The 17,031-nt window shown below is 47.1% G+C and carries 20 protein-coding genes; 16 read left to right on the top strand and 4 right to left on the bottom strand.

Translation table 11 applies throughout. The features are described from left to right. Positions 1-120: 120 nt before the first annotated feature. The 3 genes from CWI73_RS05625 to CWI73_RS05615 all read left to right on the top strand — a co-directional run bounded on the left by CWI73_RS05625 (position 121) and on the right by CWI73_RS05615 (position 1,605). Positions 121-828 carry a nuclease-related domain-containing protein gene (locus CWI73_RS05625; RefSeq protein WP_126751908.1) on the top strand — a complete coding sequence of 236 codons (708 nt, stop codon included), beginning with the start codon at positions 121-123 and terminating at the stop codon, positions 826-828. A gap of 3 nt (positions 829-831) precedes the next feature. Next, positions 832-1,269: a hypothetical protein gene (locus tag CWI73_RS05620; protein ID WP_126751907.1), complete on the top strand. Its 438-nt coding sequence runs from the start codon at positions 832-834 to the stop codon at positions 1,267-1,269. Positions 1,270-1,434: 165 nt separating this feature from the next. Then, on the top strand, positions 1,435-1,605 hold the full coding sequence (locus tag CWI73_RS05615; RefSeq protein ID WP_074668965.1) for a DUF3545 family protein: 171 nt from the start codon (positions 1,435-1,437) through the stop codon (positions 1,603-1,605). A gap of 41 nt (positions 1,606-1,646) precedes the next feature. On the opposite strand, the gene suhB is transcribed toward CWI73_RS05615, so the two are convergent. Continuing rightward, the gene (suhB, locus tag CWI73_RS05610; RefSeq protein WP_053953944.1) at positions 1,647-2,423 is read right to left on the bottom strand and encodes an inositol-1-monophosphatase; all 777 of its coding nucleotides are present in this window, start codon (positions 2,421-2,423) and stop codon (positions 1,647-1,649) included. Between the two features lie 131 nt (positions 2,424-2,554). Here suhB and trmJ point away from each other — a divergent pair, with 131 nt between their 5' ends. From trmJ to CWI73_RS05595, 3 genes are read left to right on the top strand one after another with little or no spacing between them, the layout of a single operon-like run. Continuing rightward, positions 2,555-3,277, top strand: a complete 723-nt coding sequence (trmJ, locus tag CWI73_RS05605) for a tRNA (cytosine(32)/uridine(32)-2'-O)-methyltransferase TrmJ (RefSeq protein WP_126751906.1) — start codon at positions 2,555-2,557, stop codon at positions 3,275-3,277. 60 nt (positions 3,278-3,337) lie between these two features. Beyond that, on the top strand, positions 3,338-3,814 hold the full coding sequence (gene iscR / locus CWI73_RS05600) for a Fe-S cluster assembly transcriptional regulator IscR (RefSeq protein WP_088767585.1): 477 nt from the start codon (positions 3,338-3,340) through the stop codon (positions 3,812-3,814). 44 nt (positions 3,815-3,858) lie between these two features. After that, positions 3,859-4,992, top strand: a complete 1,134-nt coding sequence (locus tag CWI73_RS05595; protein WP_198675159.1) for an IscS subfamily cysteine desulfurase — start codon at positions 3,859-3,861, stop codon at positions 4,990-4,992. On the opposite strand, the gene msrA is transcribed toward CWI73_RS05595, so the two are convergent. After that, on the bottom strand, positions 4,989-5,534 hold the full coding sequence (gene msrA / locus CWI73_RS05590; RefSeq protein WP_126751904.1) for a peptide-methionine (S)-S-oxide reductase MsrA: 546 nt from the start codon (positions 5,532-5,534) through the stop codon (positions 4,989-4,991). The genes CWI73_RS05595 and msrA overlap by 4 nt on opposite strands. Before the next feature lie 174 nt (positions 5,535-5,708). Here msrA and ndk point away from each other — a divergent pair, with 174 nt between their 5' ends. The 9 genes from ndk to der all read left to right on the top strand — a co-directional run bounded on the left by ndk (position 5,709) and on the right by der (position 14,716). Then, positions 5,709-6,140, top strand: a complete 432-nt coding sequence (ndk, locus tag CWI73_RS05585; RefSeq protein WP_053953948.1) for a nucleoside-diphosphate kinase — start codon at positions 5,709-5,711, stop codon at positions 6,138-6,140. Between the two features lie 12 nt (positions 6,141-6,152). Beyond that, the gene (gene rlmN / locus CWI73_RS05580) at positions 6,153-7,289 is read left to right on the top strand and encodes a dual-specificity RNA methyltransferase RlmN (protein WP_053953949.1); all 1,137 of its coding nucleotides are present in this window, start codon (positions 6,153-6,155) and stop codon (positions 7,287-7,289) included. Between the two features lie 33 nt (positions 7,290-7,322). Further along, positions 7,323-7,778 carry a tetratricopeptide repeat protein gene (locus CWI73_RS05575; RefSeq protein ID WP_126751903.1) on the top strand — a complete coding sequence of 152 codons (456 nt, stop codon included), beginning with the start codon at positions 7,323-7,325 and terminating at the stop codon, positions 7,776-7,778. Positions 7,779-7,798: 20 nt separating this feature from the next. After that, positions 7,799-8,908, top strand: a complete 1,110-nt coding sequence (locus CWI73_RS05570) for a RodZ domain-containing protein (RefSeq protein WP_126751902.1) — start codon at positions 7,799-7,801, stop codon at positions 8,906-8,908. Between the two features lie 48 nt (positions 8,909-8,956). Continuing rightward, the gene (ispG, locus tag CWI73_RS05565) at positions 8,957-10,075 is read left to right on the top strand and encodes a flavodoxin-dependent (E)-4-hydroxy-3-methylbut-2-enyl-diphosphate synthase (RefSeq protein WP_053953952.1); all 1,119 of its coding nucleotides are present in this window, start codon (positions 8,957-8,959) and stop codon (positions 10,073-10,075) included. 72 nt (positions 10,076-10,147) lie between these two features. Further along, a complete protein-coding gene (gene hisS, locus CWI73_RS05560; RefSeq protein ID WP_126751901.1) occupies positions 10,148-11,425 on the top strand; it encodes a histidine--tRNA ligase in 1,278 nt (425 codons plus the stop codon). 4 nt (positions 11,426-11,429) lie between these two features. Beyond that, positions 11,430-12,041 (top strand): YfgM family protein, encoded by a 612-nt coding sequence (locus CWI73_RS05555; RefSeq protein WP_241968839.1) that lies wholly within the window; start codon positions 11,430-11,432, stop codon positions 12,039-12,041. Next, on the top strand, positions 12,041-13,270 hold the full coding sequence (gene bamB / locus CWI73_RS05550; RefSeq protein ID WP_126751899.1) for an outer membrane protein assembly factor BamB: 1,230 nt from the start codon (positions 12,041-12,043) through the stop codon (positions 13,268-13,270). The genes CWI73_RS05555 and bamB overlap by 1 nt, the downstream gene beginning before the upstream one ends. Before the next feature lie 6 nt (positions 13,271-13,276). Beyond that, on the top strand, positions 13,277-14,716 hold the full coding sequence (der, locus tag CWI73_RS05545) for a ribosome biogenesis GTPase Der (RefSeq protein WP_126751898.1): 1,440 nt from the start codon (positions 13,277-13,279) through the stop codon (positions 14,714-14,716). A gap of 61 nt (positions 14,717-14,777) precedes the next feature. Here the strand turns inward: der and hslO are convergent, their stop codons facing one another. Together hslO and hslR are read right to left on the bottom strand one after the other, a co-directional pair. After that, the gene (gene hslO / locus CWI73_RS05540) at positions 14,778-15,602 is read right to left on the bottom strand and encodes an Hsp33 family molecular chaperone HslO (RefSeq protein WP_126751897.1); all 825 of its coding nucleotides are present in this window, start codon (positions 15,600-15,602) and stop codon (positions 14,778-14,780) included. Positions 15,603-15,604: 2 nt separating this feature from the next. Further along, positions 15,605-16,012, bottom strand: a complete 408-nt coding sequence (hslR, locus tag CWI73_RS05535) for a ribosome-associated heat shock protein Hsp15 (RefSeq protein WP_126751896.1) — start codon at positions 16,010-16,012, stop codon at positions 15,605-15,607. Positions 16,013-16,176: 164 nt separating this feature from the next. On the opposite strand from hslR, the gene gspC reads away from it, so the two are divergent. After that, on the top strand, positions 16,177-17,031 hold the full coding sequence (gspC, locus tag CWI73_RS05530; RefSeq protein ID WP_241968838.1) for a type II secretion system protein GspC: 855 nt from the start codon (positions 16,177-16,179) through the stop codon (positions 17,029-17,031).

The following is a 17,031-nucleotide window of genomic DNA, read 5'->3' as shown; positions in this document are numbered from 1 at the left end:
TTTGCAGATGAGTTGTTTTACCCCAACATAGCCAGCGGATAGTAAGAATTAAAGCTGACGACTGACTCCTTTGGTGGTTTAATAGAGCCATCATTAGCAAGGAAAAGCAGTCAAATTGTCATGGCCGACACGCAGTACATAACTAAAAATCGTCTTTCTCAGGAAGTGAATAAAGCCCGCGTATGGGTCGCTATTATTGGCGCGCCTATTGCGGGTTTTTTAATGTATAACTTGCCAAATTTCTGGTGGATTGTTGGGCTAGCCTACTTATTCAGTGTTATTGGGGCGGCATCCACTAAGCGCTCAGGTGCCAAGGGCGAACTAAAAACACTGAAGCTTTTAGAGAAGCTCCCTGATAGCTATGTTTTGTTTAACCAAGTTGATGTACCCAACTCGCGAGCAAAACGCGGCTTTACTGAGCTGGATTTGATTGTTGTGGGTCCTAACGGTGTGTTTGTTGTGGAAGTGAAAAACAACAACTCAAAAGTAACGGGAGATGAGCAGTCTCCTAATTGGATAGCTCATAAAGTAGGGCGCAAAGGTGGCCGTTATACCGCTAAAGTTCGCAATCCAATAAAACAGCTAAAAAAACAGGTTCATGTTTTAGCTGAGCACTTGAAGAAAAACCGAGCATCAACCTGGATAGACGGCGTTGTGTTTTTCTCGCACCGCAGCGCACGAGTTAAATTGTCTTCACCACCCAGCGTGCCCGTTCTTGAACGTAAAGGGCTGGTTGAGTATATTTTGAACTATCAGCCCAAACGGGCACCGTCAAATGTTGAGAAAGTCGTCCAACAATTAATAGAACTTAAGCAAATGACGAGCTGAAGGATGTATAAAGAACAACCCCTTAGGGCGAGGCTGACCCGGAAAATCAAAGGCATTCCTGCCTGGCTTTGGTTATTAACCATTTACCTTAGTTACTTTATGGTCTTGCACTTTATCGGCCAGGGATTTGCAGTTTTGTTCGTAGCCGTAATCGTTGCCTCTGCGTCGCTCATTAGCCCCGGAGATCGAGAGCAGAACAAAGTTAAAAATATCATGGCGTTGTTGGATGTTAATGGTGACAAGTTACGTGTTGGGTTGGAACAAGTCCCCAATAAAAAACTGAAACGCGTAGCGGTGAGCGAGTACGACGAAGAATACGCTATTTTACAGTTCCCTTTTAATTATCAAGTCTCGAGTGACCATCTATTCCCCATTCAGCAGCTAGGTTCTGTCCGCGAATTTTTCAAAACGCATTATCCCCAAGTTGAGTTGATCACCTAATTCTTCACAGCTTTGCCATTTTTAATTAACAAAACTGCAACAAAAGGCTTTTAAAGTATCAAAGTGTGTGGTACTTATGAGTTGTGGTGTTTTTGTTAACAAGTGCGCTAACACCATCGCAAAAAACATAAGAATAAAGTCGTATAAAAAGCAGGAGGTCTTACCATGGATCATTCAGAAGAACTGCAAAAGGTAAATGACAAGTCTGGCAAGGGTCGCGCTGCAAAACGTAAATGGCGCGAAATAGAACAACTAAAAGAAAAGTATCGGCTGCGGGAAGAGCTTGCCGAAATGGACTACTCGTTAGACCTCGACTTAGAAGAAATCGAACTTTAAAAAGAAACGCCGCGTGATTCATTTCAAGCGGCGTTTTTGCTTTAGCGAATTTGTGCGAGCATTTGCTTGAGGGCTTTTGGTGCACCTGCGGCAATGTTGCCTGACTGTACATAGTTATGGCCGCCCTGGAAGTCACTGACAATGCCTCCAGCTTCGCGAACCAGTAATTCGCCGGCGAGTATATCCCAGGGCTTTAAGCCCATTTCCCAGAATGCGTCGTGGCGTCCGGCTGCAACGTAGGCCAAGTCTAGTGCTGCTGCACCTGCTCTGCGCACATCTGCACAGTGCTCGAACAACTTGCTGAACATTTCCAGGTACTCAGGTAATCGGCTCTTCATTTTGAACGGGAAGCCCGTTGATAAAATGGCACCTTTCAATTCAACTTTAGGTGATATGCGTAAACGGCGACCATTCAGCTGAGCGCCCGCGCCACGTGATGCAGTGAAGAGTTCTTCGCGCATAGGGTCATACACAACGGCCTGCTGAACAGAGCCCTTGTGAAGTAAAGCAATAGAAATACAAAAGTGGGGAATACCGCGCATGTAATTGGTCGTGCCGTCTAGCGGGTCAATTACCCACTGGAAGTCGTTTTCTTTACCAGCCTGAGTACCGCTTTCCTCTGCAATAATACCGTGATCGGGGTAAGACTTCTTAATTGTATTGATAATAGCCTGTTCAGCGGCTTTATCCATGTCGGTGACCCAGTCGTTTAAGCCTTTTGATTCAGCTTCTACGGGGTGTCCCTGATCGAAATTTTTAACTAAAATTTTGCCGGCCGCACGCGCTGCGCGCACCGCAATATTTAACATCGGATGCATACCAATTACCTGTGCTGTAAAAGAACAATTTTCGGTCGCGGATCATACCAGTGTTGGGGTATCATGCCAAACTTTTCGACAACCTCGCAGAATAAGCCGAGAAGTTAACGCGCAAAGCAAAGGAAATACTCATGCTCGACAATATACGCATTGTGTTGGTGAACACCTCTCATACCGGGAATATCGGGTCAGTCGCCCGTGCTATGAAAACCATGGGGCTCTCCGACTTAGCCTTGGTTGATCCTGTGCAGGAGCCGGACAGTCATGCATCAGCACTCGCTGCGGGCGCGACGGATATTCTGGCTAACGCGACTATTGTTGATAACTTGCACGATGCAATTTCAGATTGTGGACTTGTGGTTGCGACAAGTGCACGGAACCGAACGTTAGACTGGCCGTTGCTCGACCCTCGTGAGTCGGCTGCGAAAGTATTGCAAGAGTCCACTCAGCATAAAGTTGCGTTGGTATTTGGTCGTGAAAGTAGTGGTTTAACAAACGAAGAGCTGCAGCAAAGTCACTTTCACCTGCATATTCCGACCAACCCGGAATATGGTTCACTGAACTTAGCAATGGCCGTTCAGTCAGTCTGTTACGAAGTGCGCATGCAATGGCTTGAGGCGGAGGAGAAAGTCGAAGCCGACATTCCTGAGTACCCGCGAGTGGATGATTTAGAACGTTTTTATGATCATTTAGAAGCCACACTGACAAATACGGGGTTTATTAATCCGAAGCATCCGGGGCAGGTCATGACGAAATTGCGACGCCTTTATAATCGGGCGCGACCGGAAGAGAGCGAGATCAATATTTTGCGAGGAATGCTCGCGTCTGTGGATAAATCGGCCGACAATACTTGACTAAAATAGTCGGGAATGTAGAATTTCAACTTACGAATAACACTTCCCGAGGAAATTGCTATGCGTCTGACATCAAAAGGCCGATACGCGGTAACCGCAATGCTTGATGTGGCTTTGTTTTCAGCAAAAGGCCCCATTCCACTGGCGGATATTTCAGAACGTCAGGGCATTTCCTTGTCGTATTTAGAGCAATTGTTTGCACGTTTGCGTAAGCACGGTTTGGTTGACAGTGTTCGGGGTCCTGGCGGTGGTTACCGACTGGGACGTGAGCCGGCTGACATATCGGTGGGTTCGGTTATTCATGCAGTCGATGAATCAATTGATGCAACGCGGTGTCAGGGCAAAGCGAACTGCCAAGGCGGCGAGCGCTGTTTGACGCATTCATTATGGGAAGGTTTGAGTGACCGTATTTCCGATTTTTTAGACGGAATTACCCTTGCTGAACTAATGAAAAATTCTGATGTAGGCGACGTTATGCAACGCCAGCATTTGCGCCATGCATCGGATGAAGACATAAAAGTTAACTGCCAACTGTAACGGCACTTACCAGGAGGACCTTCGTGCCTAAACAACCCATCTACATGGATTATGCCGCAACTACGCCAGTAGCTCCTGAAGCGGCAGAAAAAATGGCAACTTGCTTAACCATGGACGGGGTGTTTGGAAACCCTGCCTCGCGTTCTCATAAATATGGCTGGCAAGCCGAAGAGCTTGTGGATATTGCACGGCATCAAGTCGCCGACTTAATTCATGCCGATGCCCGCGAAATTGTTTTTACCTCAGGCGCAACCGAGTCGGATAACCTGGCTTTGAAAGGTGTTGCGCATTTTCATGCCGACAAAGGCAAGCACATTGTTTCGGTGAAAACTGAACACAAAGCCGTGCTCGACCCTTGTGCACAGCTTGAAAAAGAAGGCTTCGAAGTCACTTATTTAGACGTTAAAAAAGACGGTCTTATCGACTTGGATGAGCTGCGTTCAGCGCTGCGTGAAGACACTATTCTGGCCAGTGTTATGTGGGTCAATAACGAGATTGGTGTGATTCAGGATATAGACACTATTGGCGCTATTTGCCGTGAGAATGGCACCTTGTTTCATGTTGACGCAGCACAGGCCGCCGGTAAATTACCGATAGACGTGGCAAATGTACCTATCGATTTAATGTCGATTTCTGCGCATAAAATGTATGGTCCGAAAGGCATTGGCGCGTTGTATGTACGTCGCCAGCCGCGCGTTCGTATTGCCGCACAAATGCACGGCGGTGGACATGAGCGGGGAATGCGCTCAGGTACTCTGGCAACGCACCAAATTGTAGGTATGGGTGTGGCGGCAGAGCTTGCGGCTGAAAACCTGAGCCGCGACATTGAGCGTTTTGAGAGTATGCGTCAGCAGTTTTTGTCGCCGTTACTGGCGGACGAGGGCATTAAGCTTAATGGCAGCGATACGCAACGAGTACCTCAGATTGTGAACTTACAATTCGCTAATGTTGAAGGCGAGTTGCTGCTCATGTCGCTTAAAGACTTGGCTGTATCCTCAGGCTCGGCGTGCACATCGGCCAGTGTTGAGCCTTCGTATGTTCTGCGGGCTATTGGTGTCAGCGATGAGCTGGCTCATGCTTCACTGCGTTTTAGTTTTGGTCGTAGCACAACCGCAGCTGATATTGAGCATGCGGTTGAACACATTTTGACGACCTATAAGACCCTGGCGCAGCGTTAGTTTTTTAATAATCCTGAAAACGTTTTCCGGAACTTCGCCAGTTTCGGTGAAATAACCGCTTGGCAATACGGATTTTCCTGATTTCTTGCATAGTAGTTTTCGTGATAGTCCTCGGCTGGGTAAAAGGTATCCAGCTTGGTCACTTCGGTGACTATTGGGTCAGCGAAGGCACCATCGTTTTCTAACTCCGCAATAATGCTTTCGGCTTCCTGCTTTTGTGCTTCGTCGTGGTAAAAAATTGACGTACGGTATTGAGTGCCAACGTCGTTACCTTGACGGTTCACCTGTGTCGGGTCGTGCAGCGTAAAAAAGATTTCTAAGATTTGGCGGTAAGAGATTTGCTCAGGATCATAGGTGAGTTGCGCGACTTCGGCATGACCCGTGTCACCGGTACAAACCTGTTCATAGGTTGGGTTTTCAGTGTGGCCGCCGGTGTAGCCGGATTTCACCGATTCAATTCCTTTTACTTGTAAGAAAGCGGATTCCACGCACCAGAAACACCCGCCGCCGAGAGTTGCTTGCTCAGCTTTGTTCGCTGCCATGATTTACTCCTCTTTGTCTATTTGAAAGCTAAATAGACGTCTATATGGCTAATTTGTTTTGCCATGCTAAATCAGAATGAACGAAAAAACAATCATTATGGATTCGATCTCGAGCGTATTCTCACGTATAATCCGCGCGACTAATTTTTCCTATCTTTATTGGAGTGAATACACATGGCTTTAGAGCGCACTTTATCAATCATCAAGCCTGATGCGGTTGCTAAAAACCTTATCGGTGCTATCTACAACCGTTTTGAGTCTGCTGGTCTTCGTATTGTTGCATCAAAAATGATGCACTTAAGCAAAGAACAAGCAGAAGGCTTCTATGCTGAACACAAAGAACGTCCTTTCTTTGGCGCTTTGGTTGAATTCATGACATCTGGCCCTATCGTTGTTCAAGTACTTGAAGGCGAGAATGCAGTATTGAAAAACCGTGAAATTATGGGCGCAACAAACCCAGCTGAAGCACTGGCAGGAACCCTGCGTGCCGACTATGCTGAAACTATCGACGAAAATGCGGTACACGGTTCAGACGCAACTGAAACAGCTGCGCGCGAAATCGCATACTTCTTCAGCGACGAAGAAATCTGCCCACGTACACGCTAAGAACGGAGCTTTATGACCAACGCAATTGATAAAAAAGTGAATTTACTCGACCTAAATCGTGAAGGAATGAGAGAGTTCTTCCGCGAGATGGGAGAGAAGCCATTTCGTGCCGATCAGGTTATGAAGTGGCTGTATCATTTTTGTGTTGATGACTTCGACGAAATGTCAAACATCAACAAGAAATTGCGTGAAAAGCTCAAGCAAGTTGCAGAAATACGTGCTCCGGAAATTCGCGAACAACAGCAGTCGTCAGACGGAACTATCAAGTTTGCAATGACGCTGTTTGACGGCCAGGACGTAGAAACGGTCTGGATTCCGGAGCGCGATCGCGCAACCCTTTGTGTGTCCTCTCAGGTCGGTTGTGCTCTTGAGTGCACTTTCTGCTCTACCGGCGCACAAGGTTTTAACCGTAACCTGACGGTCGCGGAAATTATTGGCCAGGTATGGCGAGTAAACCAATTACTGGGTGCTTACGGTAAAACGGGTATTAAACCTGTTACTAACGTTGTCATGATGGGCATGGGTGAACCTCTGCTGAACTTAAACAATGTTGTTCCGGCAATGGAGTTAATGCTGGATGACTTTGGTTTTGGCCTGTCAAAGCGCCGTGTGACCTTAAGTACATCGGGTGTGGTTCCTGCGCTTGAAAAACTGCGCGAACGCATTGATGTGATGTTGGCTATTTCTCTGCACGCACCAAACGACGAGCTGCGTAATGAAATAGTACCCATCAATAAAAAATACGATATTGAAGAATTTCTGGCGTCCAGCCGACGCTATGTTGAACAGTCTAAAGCTCAACATAAAGTCACGGTTGAATACGTCATGCTGGACCATGTGAATGACTCAACAGATCAAGCACATGAGCTGGCAAAAACACTAAAAGATACCCCGAGTAAAATAAACTTAATTCCGTTTAATCCGTTCCCGGGGTCAGATTACGGGCGTTCAAGCAATTCGCGTATTGACCGCTTTGCTAAAGTGCTTATGGAATACGGCTTTACCGTTATGGTTCGTAAAACGCGTGGTGACGACATTGACGCCGCCTGCGGTCAGTTGGTTGGTGATGTCATAGACCGCACTAAACGTATTCTTAAGCGTCAGCAAATGCAGCGCGGCGGCGACGCTATTGCCGTAAAGACTTCGTAAAAACACTGAATCGCAACCACAAGGAGTGTGATAATGCGAGCCGCTTTGCTATTGATAGCACTGGCGTTGATGGGTTGTACCGCCAGTTCCAATGACCCATTGCCTGTAAATAAAGACGTACGGTTACAGCTTGGCGTAGCTTACCTTAACAAGGGGAGGCTCGAGCTCGCGAAGCCGCACTTGCAAGCAGCAATGAAACGTAACCCCCGTTCGTTAAATGCCTTATTTGCGCTGGCGCAGTGGCATTTAGCGGCAAATGAGACAGATTCTGCTTTGTCACTTTACCAACAGGCATTATCATGGCAACCTATGAGCGGTGCATTGTATAACAACTATGCGGTTGCATTGTGTATGGCTGGAGAATGGGAAAAAGCTCTGGGGTATTTCGATAAAGTAACACTTGATACTCAATATCTCTATCACGCAAAGAGTCAACAAAACCGAACTCAGTGCGAGAAGAATAAAGGCCATTACGCAAGTCAGCCTTAACAGGGAACCCCCTAACAATCATGACTGCTGAAAACGAATCAAATAAAGAGAATAATTCCACGGAATCTGACGCGGCACAAGAAACAAAACAACAGCCAGTTCAGGGACCAGGTGAAATTCTAAGAGAAGTGCGCGAGGCTAAAGGGCTGAGTCAGCGAGAAGTTGCTGATGAGCTGCGCTTGCGAAAACAGATCATCGAGCTTTTGGAAGCGGATGATTACGAAACGTTTTCTACTCTTACCTTCATAAAAGGTTATTTGCGTGCATACGCTAGGCTTTTAGACGTTGATGAAGAGAAGCTTTTTGCTGCTTATAAAGCAAAAGGTTACCAGGAAGTCCAAAGCACACAAATGCAGAGCTTCTCGCGTCGTAAGAAGCATCAGGAGAGCGATAACCGTCTAATGCTGATTACCTACGCTGTCATTATTATTGTCGTAGGTTTGGTGATTTGGTGGTGGCAGGACTCAGGCATGAGTTCAGACGAGCCAGCACAGTCATCAACCGTTGAAAGTGCAACACAAAGCAATAATGAAGCTGAAGTTAGTGCGGTTGAAATAGATTCAGAGCCTAGGCAACCGGAGATAGAGCCTAACACTGAAGAAGCGGTGCTAGAGTCAGACGTATCGTCAGCGGATACAAATATCTCGATAAACGAGTCAAGCTTTGAGTCCAGCAATTCTGAGCAGAGTCCTGAACAGAGTAGTAAGGAAAAAAACACTGAACAAAGCTCTGAACAAAGTGCGTCTGAAACAACGGTAGAGTCTTCAGTTGCGCAGACAGAAGGCGCTTCAGAAGAGAGCACAGAGCCAGTAAGGGAAGTGACTGAGACTGCTCCGAAAGTGGAAGAAGCGCCTGCTCAAGAAGAGGTTGCTGAGGACGCTGCTGTCAGTCGTTTAGTCTTCGAATTCAACCAGGAATGTTGGGTGAAAGTCGATGATGCAGAGGGTGAAACTCAGGCTGTTGGTGTAAAAGCCGCTGGTTATACAATGGCGGTTCCGGGTGAGCCTCCGTTTTCGATTACAATGTGCAAACCAGAAGCGGCAGCCATTACCTTTGATGGTAATGACGTTGATATGAGCCAATTCCGTCGTGAACGAGTTGCACGATTTACTGTGCCAATGTCAGAGTAATGACTAAAATAATAGAACCTGAATAGTTGTAGAGGTTAAGTAAGTAATATGATGCACGAAAGTCCAATTAAGCGCCGTCCTTCACGCCGTTTATACGTAGGTAATGTACCTATTGGTGATGGCGCGCCGATTGCCGTGCAATCTATGACGAACACGGAAACAACCGATGTCGATGCGACGGTTGCGCAAATTGAAGCTTTAGCGAGCGCCGGCGCTGATATTGTTCGGGTTTCTGTACCAACCATGGACGCTGCTGAAGCATTCAGAGAAATAAAACAGCGTAGTTCCGTGCCGCTGGTTACGGATATTCACTTTGATTACCGTATAGCGCTGAAAGTTGCGGAGTACGGTGCCGATTGTCTGCGGATTAATCCAGGCAACATTGGCAAAGAAGATCGCATTCGTGCGGTAGTTGATGCGGCTCGAGAAAAAAATATTCCTATCCGAATTGGTGTTAATGGTGGCTCGTTAGAAAAAGACATACAGGAAAAGTATGGTGAGCCAACCGCGGAGGCTTTAGTGGAGTCGGCGATGAGACACGTCGATATTCTCGACAGACTCGACTTTCACGATTTTAAAGTCAGCGTTAAAGCATCTGATGTTTTCTTAGCCGTAGAGTCATACCGGCTGCTTGCGAAGAAAATTGATCAGCCATTGCATTTGGGCATCACTGAAGCGGGCGGCAAACGTAGTGGCTCCGTTAAGTCTGCCGTTGGTTTAGGCATGCTATTAGCCGAGGGTATTGGTGACACATTAAGAGTCTCACTTGCGGCAGACCCGGTCGAAGAAATTAAAGTGGGCTTTGACATTCTTAAGTCTCTGCGCATTCGCTCGCGCGGAATTAACTTTATTGCCTGCCCCAGCTGCTCGCGTCAGGAATTCGATGTTATTGATACCGTGAATCAGTTAGAGCAACGTCTCGAAGATATTACGACCCCAATGGACGTGTCCGTTATTGGTTGTGTTGTGAATGGCCCAGGTGAGGCGTTAGTTTCTAAAGTAGGTTTAGCTGGCGCCAAGAATAAAAGCGGCCTGTATATCGATGGTCAACGTCAAAAGCAGCGGTTAGACAACTCGAATTTGGTTGATGAGCTGGAAGCGCAAATTAGAGCGCAAGTGAAAGCGGCAGAAGCTAATAAAATCGACGTAAAAGAAATTAACGGTTAATTTTACCCGCACCCCGAAAATCCTTATAATAGCCGCTTATTTTTGTAGCGATAACCAAAACGAGAAGGTTCCGTGGCGAATACAATACAAGCAATTCGTGGCATGAACGACTTGCTGCCCGATCAAAGTCCAGCCTGGCAGCAAGTTGAGTCAATTATCCGCAATGTCGCAGCCAGCTATGGCTATAGCGAAATCCGTATGCCTGTGCTGGAAAGCACTCAGCTTTTCAAACGTTCTATCGGCGAAGTAACGGATATCGTCGAAAAAGAAATGTATACCTTTGATGACAGAAACGGCGAGAGCGTGACGTTGCGGCCGGAAGGTACGGCAAGTTGCGTCCGCGCCGGTAATCAGCACGGTTTGTTGTATAACCAAATTCAGCGGCTTTGGTATATGGGACCGATGTTCCGTTACGAGCGACCGCAAAAAGGGCGCTATCGTCAATTCCACCAGTTCGGTATCGAAACTTTTGGCGTTGATAGTGCTGACGCCGACGCAGAGGTGATTTTGTTGTCGGCACGCTTATGGAAAGCTTTTGGTATAGCTGACCAGGTAGAGTTGCAACTTAACTCATTAGGCTCTAACGAGGCACGCGCGAACTATCGCGATGCGTTGAAGAACTATTTAAGTGACTATGCAAGCGAGTTGGATGAAGACAGCCAGCGTCGCCTGGAAACAAACCCATTACGCATACTTGATAGTAAAGACGCAAATACACAAAAGCTTCTTGAGAATGCACCTAAGTTGTCTGACTACTGGGATGACGAGTCTCGGGAGCACTTCAAACAGCTGACAATGCGGTTAGAGAATGCGGGCGTTAAGTACACTTTAAACGAGCGTTTGGTGCGTGGGCTTGATTATTACAACCGAACTGTATTTGAATGGGTGACAACAGCGTTGGGCGCTCAGGGTACGGTATGTGCAGGTGGCCGTTACGACGGGTTGGTTGAACAGCTAGGCGGTAAGGCAACGCCTGCGGTCGGTTTTGCTATGGGTATGGAGCGTCTGGTGCTTTTACTTCAGGAGCAAAATAAGCTCGCGCCACGCCGCACCGTAGATGCTTACTTAATGCCTTTAGGCGAAGAAGCGGAACTTAATGCACCACGTATTGCCGAACAGCTGAGAAACGAGTTACCGGACTTGAGGCTGGTGACGCATTGCGGCGGTGGCGCAATGAAAAAGCAAATGAAGAAAGCGGATAAATCGGGCGCTGAAGTCGCCTTGATTATTGGTGCCGATGAAATCGCTCAACAGCAAGTAACGGTTAAACCGTTGCGTACTGATGAGCAGCAAGAAACCTTGAGCTGGCAAGCGCTTATAGAGCGTTTGCAGCCACTGACAAGAGGGTAGCCTGGTGGATACAGAAGAACAACAAGTCGAACGAATTAAAGAGTTTTGGAAAGAGCACGGTAAGGGGATTGTTGCTGGTGCGGTCATTGGTTTTGGTTTGTTTTATGGCTGGCGTTTTTATGATCAGCACACTATGGAACAACAGCAACTGGCTTCAGCTAAGTATGAACAATTAACCACAGCGTTGTCTGAAGGTAGCGAAAATGCGGTGGTAGAAGCTCAAAATTTTGTATCTGAAAACTCCGATAATACCTATGCGCACTTGGTTGCTTTGCAGCTAGCGAAAGAAGCCGTCAGTAAAGACGATCTTGCAACGGCAATAACGTCACTGCAGCTGGTGGTAGATAATGCCGAAGACAACAATATTAAAGCGTTAGCAAGCATTCGCTTGGCGCGTGTTCTAGTTGCTCAAGATCAGGCGGATACCGCACTTGAATTGGTTCGTGGCTCCTATCCCGAGGCTTACCAAGGGTACGCAGCTGAAATTGAAGGTGACATATTGGCCGATAAAGGTCAGAACGAAGATGCTCGTGCAGCCTATCAGCGCGCTTTAGAAGCGGATGAGTCTCTGACTCCTGCGCTGCAAATGAAAATCAACAGTTTGGCTAAATCATAATGCAGTCTATTAAATCTCTGGTAAAAAGTGTCGCGTTATTATCAGCAGCGCTCATTGCTGTTGGTTGCTCTAGCTCAGACGAAGAGCCAAAGTTTGCGACCTTGCAGCCGATTAATGCCGAAGTCACTCCAAAGGTACTTTGGAGCGAGTCAGTCGGCAGTGGTATTGGTGAATATTTCTCTCGGTTAAACCCTGTTGTTGAATACGGCAATGTGTACGCGGCTGACCGAGCAGGTATTGTTCGTGCAATGGACAAAACCAATGGCGATAAAGTTTGGCAAATTGACTTACGCAACCTCATCACCTTTGATGAGGCTCGTGATGAGGGTTGGTTTGAAGGCTTATTTGCCAGTCCATTCCCCGCGAGAATCTCAGGCGGCTTAGTTGCACAGTACGACAATGTATATTTAGGTACAGAGAACGGTGATGTTGTTGCTCTGGATGCGGAAACCGGTGAGCTGGTTTGGCATACCGAAGTGGGTAACGAAGTAATGTCTGACCCGGCCGTTGGTGAAGGGCGAGTCGTTGTTCACACCGGTGGTGGTAAAGTGATTAGTCTTGATGCTTCGACGGGCGAACAACAGTGGGAATATGAGTACCAAACACCAATGTTGTCGGTTCGAGGTGCTTCGTCTCCGGCTATTATTAGTGGTGGTGTCATTGTTGGCGATAGTAACGGCAATGGTATGGTTTTAATTGCCGACAGTGGTCAGCAAGCGTGGACTCAAACAATTGGGGAAGCTAGTGGCAGTACTGAACTCGAACGCTTAGCCGACGTTGACGCTGCGCCAGCCTCACAAGGCACCACGCTTTATATGGTAGCTTATAACGGCGAATTGGTCGCGCTTGAGTTAATGAGTGGTGAAGTCCGCTGGAAGCGCGATTATAAATCGTTCGAAAACATGTTGGTAACAGCAGGTCGAATCTTTTTAACTGACGTAAATAGCCATATTTACGCACTTGACCAAAGCGGTGGTATTGAGCGTTGGAGTAATACACGCTTGTTTGGTCGTGAATTGTCAGCTCCGGCAAGACACCGTGGCCATATACTGGTCGGTGATTTCGAAGGTTACTTACATTGGTTGGATGACGACTCAGGTGAAATAAAAGGACGTTACCATGTTGGTGGTGACGGCGTTTATGCTGCGCCTGTGGTAAGTGACAACGTTGCTTATGTACAAACACGTGATGGCGAGATAATCGCCCTTGATATAAACTCAGGAAATTAATAGATAATGCTACCAGTTGTTGCGCTCGTGGGGCGCCCAAATGTTGGGAAATCCACCTTGTTTAATCGGTTAACACGCACTCGCGATGCGTTGGTAGCGGACTTTCCCGGGTTAACCCGAGACAGAAAATACGGACAAGCAAACTACGACGGCTATCAATTCATAGTTGTTGATACCGGCGGTATCCATGGCGATGAAGAGGGTATCGATGAAGAGATGGCGAAGCAGTCACTACTGGCTGTCGACGAAGCCGATGTCGTTTTGTTTATGGTGGATGCACGTGACGGTGTCACAGTTGGTGATCAAGCCATAGCGACTCATCTGCGCAAACAAGACAAAAAAGTTTATTTAGTCTGTAATAAAATTGACGGCATTGATGCCACTTCCGCGATGGCAGACTTCTATTCTCTTTCCCTCGGTGAGCTATACGGTATTGCTGCTGCTCATGGGCGTGGCGTTGAGCAGTTGCTGACAACCTGCTTTAAGCCGTTGGCTGATGACTACCCGGATGTTATTGCATCGACGAAAGAGGACTCTGAAGATCTCGAACACGATGAAATCGATTATGAGGCCTTGCCTCTTAAGTTGGCGATTGTAGGTCGACCTAACGTAGGCAAATCAACGCTGACTAACCGAATTCTGGGTGAAGAGCGGGTTGTCGTTTACGATATGCCAGGCACTACCCGAGATTCGGTCTATATTCCGATGCAACGTGATGATCGCGAGTACATCTTAATTGATACAGCAGGTGTTCGTCGTCGAGGTCGTATTGGAGAAGCCATTGAGAAGTTCTCTGTGGTGAAAACCCTACAGGCAATTGAAGATGCAAACGTCGTTCTTATCGTCATTGACGCACGAGAAACGATTACTGATCAGGATTTAAACCTTATTGGGTTCGCTCTTAATGCCGGTCGTTCTATCGTTATTGCGGTGAATAAGTGGGACGGCTTAGAAAGTGATCATAAGGAAGAAATAAAACGTGAACTTGACCGTCGTTTAGGCTTTGTCGACTTTGCTCGTTTGCATTTTATTTCTGCGCTACACGGAACGGGCGTTGGTCATTTATTTGAGTCGGTCGAAGAAGCTTATACGAGCGCAACTCAGCGTATAGGTACCTCTAAGCTGACAAAAATAATGGAAATGGCACAAGAGGAACATCAACCACCGTTGGTCGGAGGACGCCGTGTGAAGTTAAAATACGCTCACGCTGGCGGCTATAATCCACCAAGAATTGTTATTCACGGCAACCAGGTGACTGACTTACCAGGCTCTTATAAACGCTACCTAATGAACTACTTTAGAAAAGCATTAGGCATAATGGGCACACCAATAAAAATTGAATTCAAAGAGCCGAAAAACCCATTTGCCGGCAAGAAAAACCAATTAACGCTGTCGCAGCAACGCAAGCGAAAGCGTCTAATGAAGTTTTTGAAAAAGAAGAAGTAAATAAAAACAAACATAAGCCCGATACCGAAAATATCGGGCTTTTTTGTATCAAGCAAGAAGCCTAATTAAAATCAGAGGGTTTAAAAACATACTCAGTCAGGCAGTAATCACAGGTCATGACGATTTCGCCGTCTCTCTCTAAGATTTCTTTTAATTCTTCAGGCTTAACCGAGGCTAATGCGTCCAATGTTTTGTCGCGAGAGCAACCGCAGACAAAACTGACCGGCTGAGCCGGATACAGGTGTACGGTTTCCTCATGATATAAACGATGCAGTAGCTCCTCTGCTGGTACGGTGTAAAGCTCTTTGGCGGTAATAGTGTCAGTGAGTGTTGCCAAGTGTTCGAAGCCCGTAAGGTCTTGCCCGGAAGACGGTAGTCTTTGCAACAACATACCCGCTGCGTGTTCACCGTCAGCATGAAGCCAGACTTTGGTGTGCAATTGCTCTGATTGCTCAAAGTAGTTTTCAAGCATTTCGGCAATAGAGTCAGCATCACCACTGACAACGCCCTGGTAACGCTCTCCAGTCTCAGGCGTTAATGTGATAATTAATTGACCCTTACCAATCATCGAGCGCAGATCCGTATCGTTTAACTCAGCTCGTAAACGAGCTATGCCACGTAGCTCTTGCTTATGGTTACCGTTGACGGCAACAAAGTTCAGAGGACCATCGCCTTGCAGCTGAACGGCAATGTGCCCTTCAAATTTTAATGTCGCAGTCAGCAATGAAACAGCGGCCATCATATGCCCTAAGACTTCCTGAACCGGAGCCGGGTAGTCATGACCACGGATTAACGTTTGATAGCTACTGGTTAGCTGGACAAGCTCACCGCGCACGTCATGGTCGTTAAATGTATAACGCGATAATTGATCCGTTGGGTACTCCATGGTCACTCCTTTTTAAAACGAATTAACTGACGTCGCTGCTTTTTATCCGGACGTCCGTCAGGGTGTGGATTATACAATGCATTAAGCTTTCTTGCTTCAGCGTTTTCTTCTCGTTTTGCCAGACTTTCTTCTGTCTCTCGATACAAAAGCTGCGCTTCGGGCGCGCCGCGCCGCTGCTCACTTAACTCCAGTACTTCGACTTCCTTACTATCGAAGCCCTGACGTAATTTAATAATGGCACCGACCTGAACGACTTTAGAGGGTTTACTGCGTTGGCCGTCGTAGTGTACTTTACCTGACTGGACCATTTCTCTGGCAAGTGCCCGGGTTTTATAAAAACGTGCCGCCCAGAGCCATTTATCCAGGCGAACACCGGTGTCAGATGTTGTATGCTTTTGCTTCTTTGTCATAAAACCGCAATCATTTCGTTATAAAGTTTGTGTTAAGCGATTGTTGACTCATGTTGGCTGCGCTAGAATGCATGAATCTCTTTTGTCAGTGTAACAAGAATAAGAATAAAGTGACTGCCAGACTTCAACAGTATTTTACGAATTCAGCCCATTGGCGCAGACTTATGCTCGCGCTTACCGCATTCCTGTGGTTTTGTGTTGCGGTGTTGCTTGCTGAGTTTACTTGGTCGTTACTATCGCCCGATGAGCCGGAAAATAGCCCACCGACCGTTCCGAAGTTTAATTCGACGTCATCGTCTGCTAATACAATCGACATTGGTGGTATTCAGGCGCTTCACCTGTTTGGTCAGTCAGAAAAGCAGGGGCCAAGAAACTCGCGCAATGCGCCGAAAACGACACTGAATGTGCGTCTTATCGGGGTATCTGCAAGCTCTAATCCAGAGCGCTCTGCCGCTATTATTCAGCAGGGTAGCCAACAGCGCACCTATATTATTGGCGAAAGCATTGGCAGTTCTCGGGTGACGGTTGAAGAGATATACGCTGATCGCGTTATCCTCGACAATAACGGCCGACTCGAAACGCTGGTGATGGAAGATGTTGGTGAGGACCGTCCGGCATTATCGTTGACCGTAGACGAAACGGTCGCTGATGAACGCTCGCCGGAAGGCTCTGCTGAAAATGATAAAAGCAGAACAGAATTTGTCGAAACTGAGCTGCGTAACATAGCAGATAATCCGTCCTCGATAATGGAGTATGTGAGCATTTCTCCGGCTATGGAAGGAGGGTCGCTTGTTGGTTATCGACTAAAGGCGGCAAAAAATCCCGAACTTTTTCAGCAAGCAGGGTTTCAAAATGGCGACTTGGCGGTCGCTATCAATGGCTACGACTTAACCGATATGGAACAAGCCGTGTTAGCCAGTGAGGAGCTGGCTAACCAAAAACAAGTATCAATCGAAATAGAGCGCGATGGTGAACGGATGGAGCTGTCGTTTGAGCTACCGGAAAAACAGGAAAACTAA

Source organism: Idiomarina piscisalsi (assembly GCF_003987095.1).
Taxonomy (GTDB): Bacteria; Pseudomonadota; Gammaproteobacteria; order Enterobacterales; family Alteromonadaceae; genus Idiomarina; species Idiomarina piscisalsi.
Note: the sequence above shows the minus strand (reverse complement) of the source record. Positions and strands in the feature narration are given on the sequence as shown.

Bases quoted from the DNA above. Each gene is read 5' to 3' on its own strand.
- ndk (WP_053953948.1), top strand. From the start codon at position 5,709: ATGGCTTTAGAGCGCACTTTATCAATCATCAAGCCTGATGCGGTTGCT.
- CWI73_RS05575 (WP_126751903.1), top strand. From the start codon at position 7,323: ATGCGAGCCGCTTTGCTATTGATAGCACTGGCGTTGATGGGTTGTACC.
- bamB (WP_126751899.1), top strand. From the start codon at position 12,041: ATGCAGTCTATTAAATCTCTGGTAAAAAGTGTCGCGTTATTATCAGCA.
- CWI73_RS05570 (WP_126751902.1), top strand. From the start codon at position 7,799: ATGACTGCTGAAAACGAATCAAATAAAGAGAATAATTCCACGGAATCT.
- CWI73_RS05595 (WP_198675159.1), top strand. From the start codon at position 3,859: ATGGATTATGCCGCAACTACGCCAGTAGCTCCTGAAGCGGCAGAAAAA.
- CWI73_RS05620 (WP_126751907.1), top strand. From the start codon at position 832: ATGTATAAAGAACAACCCCTTAGGGCGAGGCTGACCCGGAAAATCAAA.
- CWI73_RS05615 (WP_074668965.1), top strand. From the start codon at position 1,435: ATGGATCATTCAGAAGAACTGCAAAAGGTAAATGACAAGTCTGGCAAG.
- CWI73_RS05625 (WP_126751908.1), top strand. From the start codon at position 121: ATGGCCGACACGCAGTACATAACTAAAAATCGTCTTTCTCAGGAAGTG.
- der (WP_126751898.1), top strand. From the start codon at position 13,277: ATGCTACCAGTTGTTGCGCTCGTGGGGCGCCCAAATGTTGGGAAATCC.
- ispG (WP_053953952.1), top strand. From the start codon at position 8,957: ATGATGCACGAAAGTCCAATTAAGCGCCGTCCTTCACGCCGTTTATAC.
- hslR (WP_126751896.1), bottom strand. From the start codon at position 16,012: ATGACAAAGAAGCAAAAGCATACAACATCTGACACCGGTGTTCGCCTG.
- msrA (WP_126751904.1), bottom strand. From the start codon at position 5,534: ATGGCAGCGAACAAAGCTGAGCAAGCAACTCTCGGCGGCGGGTGTTTC.
- iscR (WP_088767585.1), top strand. From the start codon at position 3,338: ATGCGTCTGACATCAAAAGGCCGATACGCGGTAACCGCAATGCTTGAT.
- trmJ (WP_126751906.1), top strand. From the start codon at position 2,555: ATGCTCGACAATATACGCATTGTGTTGGTGAACACCTCTCATACCGGG.
- suhB (WP_053953944.1), bottom strand. From the start codon at position 2,423: ATGCATCCGATGTTAAATATTGCGGTGCGCGCAGCGCGTGCGGCCGGC.
- gspC (WP_241968838.1), top strand. From the start codon at position 16,177: ATGCTCGCGCTTACCGCATTCCTGTGGTTTTGTGTTGCGGTGTTGCTT.
- rlmN (WP_053953949.1), top strand. From the start codon at position 6,153: ATGACCAACGCAATTGATAAAAAAGTGAATTTACTCGACCTAAATCGT.
- hslO (WP_126751897.1), bottom strand. From the start codon at position 15,602: ATGGAGTACCCAACGGATCAATTATCGCGTTATACATTTAACGACCAT.